The sequence below is a fragment of the Levilactobacillus lanxiensis genome (assembly GCF_016861655.1).
In the GTDB taxonomy this organism is placed as follows: Bacteria; Bacillota; Bacilli; order Lactobacillales; family Lactobacillaceae; genus Levilactobacillus; species Levilactobacillus lanxiensis.
The window spans coordinates 219,943-232,873 of the sequence record NZ_BOLN01000003.1 but is presented as its reverse complement, the minus strand read 5'-3'; the positions used below and the strand labels follow the sequence as shown (position 1 = coordinate 232,873).

Sequence of the window (12,931 nt, the reverse complement as noted above, 5' to 3'; positions counted from 1 at the left end):
TGGATACCCGTTAAGGGTTCCGGCTATGGCCTTGCTGTCCAGTCAGGACGTCCACCTCATTTCGATTAGCCAACCAGTCATCCCCACTCCCGCCAATTTTATAACGCCTAGACCTCTACATAAAACAGCGCCGCAGCCCTCCCCACCCAGGGAGTCAGCTACGGCGCTATTTGTCATGCCTACAATTTCCAAGTGTCGAATTCCAGATAGTTATTCTCACACGTGAAGTAGCGGTTCACGCGGTCGCTGAAGCGCCTGGTCTGATCGTCCATGAAGGCGCGGTAGTAGTATGGGTCGTGCTTGTCCAGGTTATACCCCAGCGACCCCAACATAATGAAGATGACCTCCTGCGTAATCCATGGGGCCGGGTCCGTCGTTGGCTTGATGGGATCCCCCTTGAACACCCAATAGAGCCGTTCCAGTTGGGCGATGAGGTCTGCATCTATTTGCGAATCCGTATAGGGTAACGGAAAGAACCAGGGCAGGTCCTGGTAGTCGGCCGCCAGGTGCGTCGCGGCCAGGAACCGCTCGCGGTAACGAATCAGGTAGAAGTCCCAGATGGTCATTTGGGAAAAGGCAATGCCGACGTACGGTTGCCACTCCCAGCTCGTGTTGCGGCCGCCATGGGCGTATAGGTCCACGTTCAGGCGGTACAGGACCTCCGAGGCCGATTGCACGGGCACGGCCTGGGGCCGAACCGTCCCGATGATGCGCCCCGCATGCAGATCCGACAGCCGGTTGGCCAGGACGTTCATCAGCGGGTACTCCACCCGGTCTTCTTGCCGACAGTAGCGGCGATACCACTGAAGGACGCTCGGCACGTCCTGTTCGATGTTACAGCCCCGATGGTAGTGACCGTCAATACTGAATGCTTCAAAGTCTTTTAGCATGTTCTCACGTTCTCTCTGTGTTGCCGCCAGCTTAGCACGGTGGTTGGGGGAAGTACATGGATTCGCGTGGGTTGGGATGGTGAGTGGGCGTTTGGGGGTGTGGCGTGGGGTTGGGGGTGTGGCGTGGGGTTGGCGGGCAGTTTGGTTGGGAGTCGGGACGCTTATTGACGATTTCTCTTTGTTCTTTCAGAATCGTGGCTTGGGCTGGTGATACTGTGGTTGTGAGTAGGCTAGCGCCTATCGGTCATGACGATTTGTCCCGCAATTTGCTCTGTGTGTGATGTTTTGCACAGCTAATTGATTGTTACCGGTTACATTTAACCCTATACTGAAGGCATAGCGATTTACTACATATTATGCTGATATAGGAAGAAGGTTTCTTCATGACTCGTAAAATTTTCAAACAGTTTTTCTTAGCACTTGTTGCCCTACTTTCAGTAACTTTTGCCCTCACTACCCTGGCTACCGCAGATACTAGTAACCTAGCCGCTGAGAATGTCGATATTACATTCGGAACAACAGTTGATGCTGATCTACCGGCTGGCAGCTTGTTAAAGTTAAACCAACCTGCAGGTGCCATCTACCCGCTCCACAACAGTACTGGTAAGCTTCTCTCACGCGGAATCGCCGGTGATGCGAGTACTGCGCCTAGTCTAACTACTGACCAAATAAAATTAGACGTTCAGTCTGGCAACGTGTATTACCAGGTATTACCAGATTGCTGGCTGCAAAGCGATTCAACCGTGACCCTTCTTGACTCAACTGGTCAGGCTCCCACTGACCCCGTCGCCCTCACGCTAAAGTTCGTCGATGCTAACGGTAAAGAGATTCAGGATGCTAAAACCTTTGATGCACAGTTTTCCACAACGACTGATGCCACAACACTCGCTACCCTAGAAACTGAGCTCTTAGCCATTCGGCCAGCGGTCACCGGCTACAACTTGGTTTCGGCTGACCAAGCCGAACATGTGATTACCTACCATTACGCCAAGCCTACTATCAGCACTGGATCAACGACCGTAGCTACGCAACCTAGTGACCCCGTTACCACGACTACCCCCATTCCAGCTAAGACGGAACCAGTTGCCGTCAAAGGAACTGCAATTTACGCGACTAAGAAGATTGGTCTGTATACCAGTCCTAATTTCAGCAAGGCAACTCGTAAGATTTGGTATCAGAAGAAGCAACGCCAGAATCGACCACAATTTGTCGTGATTGGCTACGCAAAGAGTCGCTCAGGTCAGCTGCGCTACAAGATTCGTGACATCAATCACCATTCTTTGACTAATAATCGTCGTGGCTACATCACAGCCAACGCGACGTATGTGACTAGCCTCTACTACCACCAGAACCCCAAGAAGATTCAAGTGATTAGCGGTCACGGTCTCAACGCTTACCAAGCCGTCACTTTACATGGCCGCAAGCTCCATCACTATCGGAAAGGCGCAACGTTGGAAGTCAAGGCTGTGAAAACGCATGGGCTGACAACCCGACTAGTCCTTAGCAACGGACACTACATTACGGCTAATAAAACGATGGTCATCAAGCGTTAATCGAGAGGAGAATTTTTCATGCGATTTAGAAAATTTAGATTTTTGTTGCTGGCCCTTGTCGCTTCTTTAGTAGGAATTCTTTTCTCGGTGGCTCCAGTTTATGCTGATGACACGGGAGATCAAGAGAGCTACAGTCCAGCAGTAGTCAAGTTGCAAGGAACAGGCGGCATTAGTTTCATTAGTTTAGAGGGTCCTGCCAAAATCGTTTATACAATCTATGACTTAGACGGGAATATGCAAGCACGCGGATTAGCCGGCAACTCCAGCTGGATGACTGATCAAATCGTCCTGAATCTAAAAACTGAGGACATCTACTACCGTGTATCAACAAATGAATTCGTCCAGATTGGCCCTGGCGCTACCTTTGAAGACACCAGTAAGCCATTAACATTAACTTTTAACTTCGTCGACTCGACCAACCACTCCATCTATCGGCAGGAAAGTTTTGATGTACCATCGGACCTATATAATTCCGATTTTGTATCCACTCTTAAGACTCAGGCACTTCCCATCAGTGGATACTTTTTAAACTCTTCAAACCCTGTGACGGCCAGTGAGAACAACACTACTTTTACCTATCACTACATCGCTGACCCAGACAGTGGCTCCGATTCTGGTTCCAGTTCTAACTCCAGTTCTGATTCGAGTTCTAACTCCGGCGCTGGCTCAAGCTCAAACACCAATACCAGCTCTAGCCTAACTCCCCCAAAGACTGCTGTTACGCAACCAAGCGCATCCAATACTACGTCTAAAGCTAGTCCACTGGCGGTAAAGGGCACTGCAATTTATGCGACTAAGAAGATTGGCCTGTACACCAGTCCGAACTTTAAAGCCACCACTCGTAATATTTGGTACGTTAAGAAGTCCCGGCAGAATCGGCCCAAATTTATCGTGACCGGCTACAAGCGGAGTCAGAATGGCACCCTGCGCTACCGGATTCGGGACATTAATCACAACTCGCTGACCAACGACCGGCGCGGGTACATCACCGCGAACAGCCAGTATGTCCAGCCGCTGTACTACCAGAGTCAGCCGACTAAGATTAGGGTGATTGCCGCTAAGGGACTGAACGGCTACCATCACGTTGATCTGTCTGGCCGGATAGCACGGCACTACAAGCGTGGTAGCGTGCTGAAGGTGACCGCCATTCGGGACTACCACCTGACGACGCGGATGATGTTGCCTAATGGGCAGTATGTTAGTGGAAATAAGACTTTGGTGATTAAGAAGTAAGTGGCTTTCATTTAGAAAGGTCTGATTTTTTTGAAGAATAAGAATTGGTGGTTTAAGGTTCCACTCATAGTAGTCACGGCAATTTCTGCATTGGTTTTGGGGGCAGGTAACCAAGCTCATGCTGCTGATGATACGCCCTCAAACATTGCTGTTGTTAAAATGTCTCTCGACGATAGTATGGTTCAACTTGATGCCCCGTTACTTGAAGCTTACACCCTAGATGGTCAAAAATCTGATATACCCTTTTGGGGACAGAATGGAACCACGATTCCTAACTACACCTCTCAATATGCCATTAATCTAGATACTGGAACACTCTACTATAGCTGTAGCTCTACAGATTTCTCAACAAACCTGTGGTTCCCAGCAAATGATCAAACAGTCCTGATACCTAGCTCTTTACCTGGCAGTGATTCTAGCAATGTACAGACAAGAACGTTCACTTTCAGCTTTCTTAATCAAAATGGCCAGCCCCTCACTACCTCGGAATCAATCAAAGCTTCCTATAGTCCAAACGCAAATTACCCAGGAGACCCATTTACAGGCCTAGCCGATAGCTTAAAGACTACAGACACAACTACTCACAAGTTGATAGCAAGTCGTGCTTTCCCCGGCTACAAGCTTCGGGACCAAGACCCTGTGACAAACACGGATTCTGATTACGACTTCACCTATCATTACGTGAAGGATACGCCAACCAGTAAACCAAGCACTGGCACTAGCACCGCTGCTGAAGCCGACTCAGCGTCCACTAGTTCAAGTTCGGTGACGCCAGTTTAATCAGCTAAAGTCCCGGTTCAACGCAAAGCTGTTTACGCCGTGAAGAAGATTGGCCTGTACAGCCAGCCAACATTTACTAAGCAGAGCCGCACACGTTGGTTCACCAAGCAGATACGGCCCAACCGGCCAACGTTTACCGTTATCGGCTACGCACGTTCCAAGGCGGGCAACCTGCGCTACAAGGTGCGGACGGCTGATGGGACGACCGGCTACATCACGACGCAGAGCGCCTATGTCACGAACACCTACTACCAACACAAGCCGGCTACGGTTAAAGTCATCAGCGCTAAGGGCCTGAACGCCTATGGGAACGTGGTGCTGAACGGCAAGAAGCTGCGGCATTATGCTCGCGGATCCGTTGTGACCGTTAAAGCCATTAAGACGCATGGTCTGACCACGCGGTTGGTGCTCACTAACGGGCGCTACATTACCGGGAACAAGACTTTCGTGATTGCTAAATAGATGCAACGCAAAGACGCCACAGTCGATTTGATTGTGACGTCTTTATTTGGCTTAATTTTATGGAATTGTCGCTTAACATTGTGCGCGGTTACCTGGGCTAAGCCAGTGTCCGCCCACAGCGTCCCGGCCAAGTTTCACCAGCCCGGAGGCGAAGGCCCCATTTACCCCAGGTAACCATCGGCAACGTGCTTGAAGTAATCGCCGAGATTTTGTGAGAACTGCGCCTTTTGTTTCGTCATGAACGCGGCGAACTTGGCCGGGCTATTGCGCCGGTAGTTATAGCCCCAGGCCGACAGCAGCATGAAGATCACATTTTGCCGCACCAGGTCCTTCGGGTCATACACGTCCGGTTGATACGCCGTCGGCCAATTCAGGCGGTCGATGCCCCAATATAGGAAGTAAACATTTTCCTCGGCCTGTTGGGATGCGAAATCCAGTGACCAGTTAGCCGCCAGATTGCGCTCGGCGTCGCGCCAATTTTTCACAGCCGGATTCTGTCCGTCCAGCCAGTAGTCCCAAATGGTCACGTGGTTCAGGCGAATCCGCGTCAGCATTTGTTCAAAGGCCGTGAGCGACTCGCCCGCCTCGCAGAACACGTTCAAGTTCAGCTTGTGCGTATCGCTGTCGGTGAAGTAGTTGGCCTGGTCGTGCTCACCCTGGTCCTCCCAGTAATACCGCTGGTAGTCCGCGGCAAAGCGCTTGGTGTCGCGCTCCGCCAAGATGCGCCAGTAGTCTGCGAAGTCGTCCAAGCCCTCGACTTCCAGGGGAAACTGTTCCCGCCGGTAGCGAAAATAGCCCTGGTACACAGCGGGTGAGGTCTGGTAATCGGTGTAGTCGTGGCCGTTTTTGTGGCCGATGAGAATTTTTTTCAAGTCGTTTGCCCCCGGAGATTAGTGGTCCTAGCTTAGCACAGATTGGGGGCTGGTGGGCGCTAACTGGCACGGCATTACTAGAAATGCGTGAGACAGATAAAGGCGCCGCATAGGATTGCGACGCCTTTTGGTTAGAAAATTTATCGTTTAAAATACTGGTTTCACCCCACGCACGGCGGCCTTCATCTGGTCGCCCAGCCGGTGCATGCCGGCGTCAATCACGTCCGGCGTCAGGCCGCTGAAGCACAGGCGCATGCCGTTGTGCACGTCGCGGGCCGGGTAGAAATTGGTACTCGGCACGTAACTCACATGGGCGTTTGGCATAACCTGCGTCCGCAGTAACTGGTCGACGTCGACAGACTCTGGCAAGGTCACCCAGTCGAAGAAGCCCCCGGCCGGCGTGGTAAACGTCGCCTCGTCCGGGAAGTAGGCCCGCAGCGCCGCCACCATCGCCGCACACTGCTCGCGGTAGTGGTCCTTCAAGACCGTCACGTGCGCGTCCAAATCGTTGGCGTCCAGGTAGGCGTTGATGGCCGCGTGGGTCACGCCGGTCGCCTCCAGATCACTGGCCTGCCGCACCTTTAAAATGGCCGCCAACAGGTCTCCGTCGGCCACCAGCCACCCGGTCCGCAGCGCCGGCATCAGAATTTTCGACAGGCTCGACACGAAGATCACGCGGCCCTCGGTGTCAAAACTCTTGATGGCCGGCAGTGGCCCTTGGTCGTAGCCCAGGTCGCGGTACGGCGAATCCTCCAAAATGATGAAGTCATAGCGGTTCGCCAGCGCCACCAGCTGTTGGCGTTTGGCCACACTCATGGTGATACCGGTCGGGTTGTGAAAGTCCGGCACGGTGTACAACAGCTTGATGCCCGGATGGCGTTTTAAAGTGGTTTCTAGCACGTCTAGGTCCAAACCATCCGCTTGTAAACCCACGCCGTAATACGTCGGCTGGTAGAGGTCTAAGGCCGCCAGCGCGCCCACGTAGGTCGGCACCTCGACCGCCACCTCGTCGCCGGGGTTCAGGAGCGCCTTGGCCACCAACTCAATGGCCTGCTGGCCGCCAACCGTCAAAATCACGTGGTCCGCCGTGGTCGTGACCCGCCCCCATTTGCCAATCCGCGCCGCCAGCTTCGCCCGTAAGTCCGGGTTGCCCTGGGTCGACTGATACTGAAAAAGGTGCGCGCCCTGCGTGTCGATCGCGGTGTTAAAGGCTTCCTTGACCGCCGCCACCGGGAACAGGCTTTCGTTGGGGCTCCCGGCCGCAAACGAGATGGCGCGGGGGTCTGGGTCGTTGACGAACAGGCCACTTAGGGCGGAAGGGACATCCGGGTTCACACGGGTTGCTAACAGATCATTTAACATGACAGTCACACCTTTCTGGCAGCTACTTTTGGCTGCCGGTTCTTCTTTTGGTTTAGTTTGTTTGGACCTTAAAACCCTAAGACCTTAGGGTCAAAAACAATGGACAGCTGGCCGCCTGCGGCTTCCAGGTACTACGCCTGCTGTGGGGCCGGTTTCCGCCTGGGGAGCAGGCTCCCACCTCAACTTTGAGCCCTGCCAGGATCATGCAGGTCTCAAAGGTTGTCCCGTGCTGTAAGGCCGAGAAAAATCGCTCGGTCTAACACCACCGACACAGCCGTCTCCGTACCTGGCTTCCTCCGGCTCTGGTTGTGCGTTGCTTTTGGCCTCGGCTTAGTGCCCGGTCAGAGTCAACGGTGGTGGCGAACCGGCAGCCAAAGCCGTTGGCCGTCAGTGTGGTGGCCCAGTTAGGCTGGTCATGTTGGGTTGATGGGTGGCGACTGTGGAACCTAACGTGTTAGCTAATACTTTCGGTTCAGGCTCAGTCAGGTTCCCACCACACTGCGTCGGGCAGTGGAAATGGACTTAATCCTGGGATTTACACACACTCAGTCAGTGAAGTCACTCCCCCAGTTCAGCCAGTGATGACGCTAAATGCCGGTCAGAAACTTGGTGCCTTTGCTGCCAACAGCGGCTAGCCTGCCGTGAGGGCGGTAAAAATGGGCTTAGCCGTGGAATCCGACTAGTTCACCCACTTGGGCAGTGAAACCACTCCTCCAGTTCAGCCGGTGACCACCACCAAATGCCGGTCAGGAAACCAATGTCAGCCGTGAGGGCGCTCAAATATGGCTCAGCCGTGGGATTTACAGTGCGTTAGCGGTGTAAATGGTGACTTTGAGACTCGCTCCTCAGAGGCTCAAAGCAAGTCGGAAGACCGCTTCTCAGGCTTCCGGCGTCCTCCCCACCGCGTTCCGGCCATATTTGAGCGCCCGGTAAGGCGCGAAGTTTCCACCAACCTGCATTTCACGCCGGTAAGTCACCGGCCGAACTGCTGGGGGTGGTTTCCTCTGACCTCGCGTTTATGATAAGATACTGGTGAAGGAAAAACCATTTCAACTATCCAGAAATAACGTGAATGTAATTCATCTTTACCAATCTCAGGAGGTGTCGTCGATGTTACCGTTTGCCTATCGCGTCTTTCAAGCTATTGTTCAGGAACAAACTTTCTACCGAGCGGCGCAAACGCTGAACGTGACGCCTTCAGCCATCAGCCACTCCGTTAACCAGCTGGAAAAGGAACTGGGCTTTCCGCTCTTCATCCGTAACCGGACCGGCGTGGAGCTCACCCCGGATGGCGAAAGCGTCCTGCCACTGATTCAGGGCGTCATCAATGCCGAGGACCGGCTCCAACAGGCCGCCGCCAACATTAACGGCATGAACGCCGGATCCGTGCGGCTGGGGGCCTTCTCCTCCGTCTGCATCACTTGGCTGCCACCGATCATTCGGCAGTTCAAACAGGATTTTCCCCAAATCGATATCAATTTAGAACAGGCCGGCTTCAGTGACATCGCGGCCGCCGTCAAGACCGGGCGCTTGGATTTAGGCCTGTCCGCCTTGCCGGTCGCGGAAAAATTAACCGTCCTGCCGCTGGTCAAGGACGAAATTTACTGCATCACGCCCAACGATTTCATCCCCGCCAACCGCACGACGGTCACGGCCGCCGACCTGGTCGACCAGAACTTCATTTTGCAGCGGGGCGACTACGATAAGGACACCAAGGCCGCGCTGGACCACTATCAAATTCGGCCGAACGCGCTGCGGTTCTCCATCGACGACCAGTCCATCCTGGCGATGGTCGAGGCCGGTATGGGCATGGGCATTTTGCCCGAGCTGGCGCTGGAACGGGTCAGCGGCAACGTAAACGTCTACCCATTTGACCAGCGGTTCTACCGGACGATTTGTTTGGTGGTCAACTCCGAACAGGCCAAGGCGCCGTCGACGGCTAAGATGATTGCGGCGATCACGGCTTACGTCGCCCACAAGTACCCGGACAAGGTCCTGCAGCACCCCCACGTGGGGTAAACTTGCGTCTGCCTCCGTTCCCGGCGGTGGGTTCAAGGTACCCTGCTGTGGGGCCGGTTTCCGCCTGTGGTGCGGGCTCCCACCTCAACTTTGAGCCTGAGAAGCGGTCTCAAAGGTTGTCCCGTGCTGTAAGGCCGAGAAAAATCGCTCGGTCTAACACCACCGACACAGCTGTGCACCTTGACCCACCTCTGGTCACTGACACTGGTTTAGCCCGTTTGGTGTGTGTTTCTGGTGCTTGTTCTGCTTTCACTTAACTCTGATTAAACCAAATACCGCGGAAGTCCTTGGCCATTTTCTTGGCTGGACTTCCGCGGTATTTTTATGTCGCTATTTACTTTTGATTTCAATAGACTCTTGCAAACTAGCTAGAGATCAGATTCTTTACTCATATCCTCCATGAGCTTAAAAACATTAATGCCAGGAACGGTCACGCTAGAAATACCAGACAACGAAGTTACAGTTTGTATATATGCCCGCACATATGGAAAAGCCATACTAATCATATTAGCAGCATATTTATCCAAGACCGTACTTCCATCTTGATAATCAGCAGTATCTTGAAAGTAAAACGCCGTCTTAACCCGCATATAAAATGGCTTGTCTCTTTCCTTAAAATCCTTAGAAAAGAGTTGCGCCTCTAAAGTCACCCTTGCAGAGTTAGCATCGTTCTTTGCGTTCGCTAACGTTGGCACAATTGAAAACTCATAATTATCATTCTCTTGTTGCCAATGTTGAAAGTCTACCGCAATATTTCTAGAAAATTCTGAATCCAACACACTAATACCCGTTAACTTAAGGTCGCTCAGTTCCAGTTTTTTTGCCATTAGACTGCTTCCCCGTAAGTACTAGCACTGGCAATCACGCTGAATGAGTTCCCCTTAAAATCAGTGTAGTCTTTCGTCATTATTTTAACTAGATCCTTACCATTTGATAAAACAGGATTCTTAATTCTGTTTTCTTTGAAAGTAAGACTTTTTGTCTTATCTACAAAGTCATTTGACTCTACTAAATCAAACTGGCGAAGGAGCTTCTCCATATCAATTGAATCAATATAATCGTCTATCGATTTATCATCTAGGTCAAAAACATTTAAAGCCATTAAAAACATCTCCCATCTAACACTTCCGTTTTACAACAGTAGCTAAAAGGAAAAAATCAACATTCGCTAGTGCTTATAATCATACCGGTATTTCTGATGCAAAATTCACGACCATTTTCCATGTCACTCATACCATCGGTTCCTACGTATGTGACTGTATCGTGAATCACGCCATTGACGATCGTTTTTTGTCTTGTTTTTAAATATCTAATGTAACTTTCAATCATGAGGCCATCAAAAACATGTTGCTTACGGTTAGATAAACTGAGTCCCCTCTGCTTACATATGCCCATAATCTTTTTATGAGCGCGTCGAAAATAGTGCAGATACTGCATTCTATCATTGGCATTATTCATATCAAGAATACTAGACATATCAACTTGTGACATCACCCTAATAACAACAACCTCACTAGTAAACTTGCTCGAGAATTCAAATGCTAGTTCCCGAGCCTCAGGAAAATCGTCCATAAATGTATAAAATCCATATCCCAAAGATCCCGGATTTTTGACCCGCTGATCATCAAACCGTGGTATAGAAATTCGGACACCCTGCTTTGCAATTTTACTTGCATTTTGCTTGTTTGTTCCATGGAATGACGTAACTTCAGTTAGGTTTTCCATATCTCTCTCCCTTATGTACAGAGTATACCACGCAAAGACTCACCACACCCGAGTAACACATTGCGCCAAAGTTTAAGCCTCTGTAAATAAGCGTTTAATTTACTTTGCTTTTCTTAAATGAGGGACGGCCCCATACCTCCCCAAGATATAGTCCTTCCCATAACTCGCATCATTCCGCACCTTTTGATTGCCGTTGACCTTAACCGAATCCAGCGAGTACAGGTCCGACATCCCCGCCGGATTCTTATCTACGAACCAGACCTCGTCTCGGCGAAAATTGGTTTTATCTAGCGTGAAGAGTTCCTGGGTGGTGAAAATTAATTGGGCGCCACGCGGGTTGATTTGGGCGTCATGAAACAGAATTAGGATGTAGCGCAACAGCAACGGATGGAGCTTGGCATCCAGCTCGTCCACGACGACCGTACCGCCCTCATCCAACGTTTGTTTCAAATCAACATACAGCCACAACATCTTGCGCGTTCCACTGGATTCCGCACTGATTGGCGTCTGGAGAAGTTCCCCCGTCATTGGATTGCGGTGATAGCTGACGACACGTTGGCGGGCTTCATTTTCATCGGCGAAGTCATCTTGCACGACACCTAGCTGTGCGATTCCCACATCGACCGCTTGAACAAACTGTTCAAACTTCTGCTTCTCTTGCGGATCAGTCAGCAGCGCAATCATCGGACTCAGTGATTGCCGTGAACGAAAGCGCGCGGTCTTGGTCACCTCATTCTGCGGATTCCCATAATCCACAATTCGTAAAGCTCGGAACCAGTCGGCAACCTCCCGAACGACGGGAATTTCTAACCGAGATAATGCGGACAACAGTAACGATTTCTTCGTAATCAATTTGGCTAGTGTCTGGACCTCTGCTTGTTCCGTCAGACTGCCCACGATTCCCGCGTCTGTACGGTCAAAGATTTCCAGATACTGTTCGCCCACTTTACTTTTATCCCGCTGATACAAGTATTCTTCTGTCACGGCTTGCTGGGTGGCACTAAACCCGTACTGATAGATGTTTGTTCGCGTAGAGAATAAAACGCTGAACTCTGTCGGAACGCTGGGGTCCTCAAACCAGTAAGGCGTGACCTTTTTCAGAGCATCCTCATCCGCAAACGAGGTCAGCACCACATCCGTCATGACGCTCAGTGCGTGAATGACGTTGCTCTTGCCAGACGCGTTGGCGCCGTACAGGGCAGCCAGTTTTAACACCCGTTCGTGCAAAACGTCAGTCACCACATCCGTCGGAAGCTCCTTCAGTGATGAAGCAGTCAGGTCCAGCGTGACTTCCTGGCGAAACGATTTAAAGTTTTTAAACGTAAACTGATGCAACATCATCCTCACCTCTTAGATTGAATATACCCGTTGTGACAACAATTAGCAAATAATTGAGATATTTTCTCAAATATAGAAAAATCGCTAATTTGTATCGAAATTCCACTACAAATCCACCAATAATCCGCCATAACAAATTAACTCAACTTTTTGTATCTTTCGCCACCCCACTATTTGTTTAAAGTAATGCACTATTCAATGCAAAAAGAATTGTTCAAGACAACTAGTATCCACCATACTTATCATGATATAATGACGAAGTAATTTCGAACATACATATTTTGGGAGAAGTAACTATGAACAAAGTGGTTAAGTTGTCCATTACCGGATTGCTGACCGTCAGCTTTGGGACAGTCTCCTTATCACCCATGACCTTTACCGCCTTTGCGAAGACCAAGGCAGCTAAGGTCGTCAGTTCTAAGAAGCTGGCCAAGACCCGTTATCAACACTAACGGCCGACCAAACTCACCAAGAAGGCATCACAGAACTTCACGCCAATCAGGTACGTTTTCTACGCAACCAAATCGGCGAAAGTGAAGAAACACCTGCAAAAGCTGGTCGTCAATTACGATCCTAAGCAGAGTTCCATCGACCATGACTACATTGAGCAGTACAGTGAGAAATTTCTCAAGACACTCATTGCCGCCGTTGCCACGCTAAACTAGTTTCACCCAACTCAGTTCACCAACTAAAAAAA

General features: G+C 50.8%; 14 protein-coding genes. 7 read left to right on the top strand and 7 right to left on the bottom strand.

Annotation, left to right across the window (positions count from 1 at the left end; translation table 11 throughout):
* Positions 1 to 179: 179 nt before the first annotated feature.
* Complete coding sequence (locus tag JUF22_RS05130) at positions 180 to 890, bottom strand: hypothetical protein (RefSeq protein WP_203644164.1); 711 nt, start codon at positions 888 to 890, stop codon at positions 180 to 182.
* A 383-nt stretch (positions 891 to 1,273) separates the two neighbouring features.
* Here JUF22_RS05130 and JUF22_RS05125 point away from each other — a divergent pair, with 383 nt between their 5' ends.
* From JUF22_RS05125 to JUF22_RS05110, 4 genes are all read left to right on the top strand, one after another.
* On the top strand, positions 1,274 to 2,443 hold the full coding sequence (locus JUF22_RS05125; RefSeq protein ID WP_203644161.1) for a DUF5776 domain-containing protein: 1,170 nt from the start codon (positions 1,274 to 1,276) through the stop codon (positions 2,441 to 2,443).
* Between the two features lie 87 nt (positions 2,444 to 2,530).
* Positions 2,531 to 3,676, top strand: coding sequence for a DUF5776 domain-containing protein (locus tag JUF22_RS05120; RefSeq protein WP_203644159.1), 1,146 nt, complete (start codon positions 2,531 to 2,533; stop codon positions 3,674 to 3,676).
* Between the two features lie 30 nt (positions 3,677 to 3,706).
* Positions 3,707 to 4,456 (top strand): hypothetical protein, encoded by a 750-nt coding sequence (locus JUF22_RS05115; RefSeq protein WP_203644157.1) that lies wholly within the window; start codon positions 3,707 to 3,709, stop codon positions 4,454 to 4,456.
* Between the two features lie 39 nt (positions 4,457 to 4,495).
* A complete protein-coding gene (locus tag JUF22_RS05110) occupies positions 4,496 to 4,918 on the top strand; it encodes a DUF5776 domain-containing protein (protein ID WP_203644155.1) in 423 nt (140 codons plus the stop codon).
* 161 nt (positions 4,919 to 5,079) lie between these two features.
* On the opposite strand, the gene JUF22_RS05105 is transcribed toward JUF22_RS05110, so the two are convergent.
* Positions 5,080 to 5,790 carry a hypothetical protein gene (locus JUF22_RS05105; protein ID WP_203644154.1) on the bottom strand — a complete coding sequence of 237 codons (711 nt, stop codon included), beginning with the start codon at positions 5,788 to 5,790 and terminating at the stop codon, positions 5,080 to 5,082.
* 147 nt (positions 5,791 to 5,937) lie between these two features.
* Complete coding sequence (locus tag JUF22_RS05100; RefSeq protein ID WP_203644152.1) at positions 5,938 to 7,152, bottom strand: aminotransferase-like domain-containing protein; 1,215 nt, start codon at positions 7,150 to 7,152, stop codon at positions 5,938 to 5,940.
* Positions 7,153 to 8,262: 1,110 nt separating this feature from the next.
* Between JUF22_RS05100 and JUF22_RS05095 the strand changes: the two genes are divergently transcribed.
* Positions 8,263 to 9,171 carry a LysR family transcriptional regulator gene (locus JUF22_RS05095; protein ID WP_203644150.1) on the top strand — a complete coding sequence of 303 codons (909 nt, stop codon included), beginning with the start codon at positions 8,263 to 8,265 and terminating at the stop codon, positions 9,169 to 9,171.
* Positions 9,172 to 9,539: 368 nt separating this feature from the next.
* Here the strand turns inward: JUF22_RS05095 and JUF22_RS05090 are convergent, their stop codons facing one another.
* The 4 genes from JUF22_RS05090 to JUF22_RS05075 form a co-directional block, all read right to left on the bottom strand.
* Positions 9,540 to 9,998 carry a protein-export chaperone SecB gene (locus JUF22_RS05090; RefSeq protein WP_203644143.1) on the bottom strand — a complete coding sequence of 153 codons (459 nt, stop codon included), beginning with the start codon at positions 9,996 to 9,998 and terminating at the stop codon, positions 9,540 to 9,542.
* On the bottom strand, positions 9,998 to 10,273 hold the full coding sequence (locus JUF22_RS05085) for a hypothetical protein (RefSeq protein ID WP_203644135.1): 276 nt from the start codon (positions 10,271 to 10,273) through the stop codon (positions 9,998 to 10,000). The genes JUF22_RS05090 and JUF22_RS05085 overlap by 1 nt, the downstream gene beginning before the upstream one ends.
* 56 nt (positions 10,274 to 10,329) lie before the next feature.
* Positions 10,330 to 10,896 (bottom strand): hypothetical protein, encoded by a 567-nt coding sequence (locus JUF22_RS05080; protein ID WP_203644133.1) that lies wholly within the window; start codon positions 10,894 to 10,896, stop codon positions 10,330 to 10,332.
* A 99-nt stretch (positions 10,897 to 10,995) separates the two neighbouring features.
* Complete coding sequence (locus tag JUF22_RS05075) at positions 10,996 to 12,234, bottom strand: AAA family ATPase (RefSeq protein ID WP_203644131.1); 1,239 nt, start codon at positions 12,232 to 12,234, stop codon at positions 10,996 to 10,998.
* 296 nt (positions 12,235 to 12,530) lie between these two features.
* Between JUF22_RS05075 and JUF22_RS05070 the strand changes: the two genes are divergently transcribed.
* On the top strand, positions 12,531 to 12,686 hold the full coding sequence (locus JUF22_RS05070) for a hypothetical protein (protein ID WP_203644129.1): 156 nt from the start codon (positions 12,531 to 12,533) through the stop codon (positions 12,684 to 12,686).
* An 81-nt stretch (positions 12,687 to 12,767) separates the two neighbouring features.
* A complete protein-coding gene (locus JUF22_RS13830) occupies positions 12,768 to 12,899 on the top strand; it encodes a hypothetical protein (RefSeq protein ID WP_268890134.1) in 132 nt (43 codons plus the stop codon).
* Positions 12,900 to 12,931 lie beyond the last annotated feature (32 nt).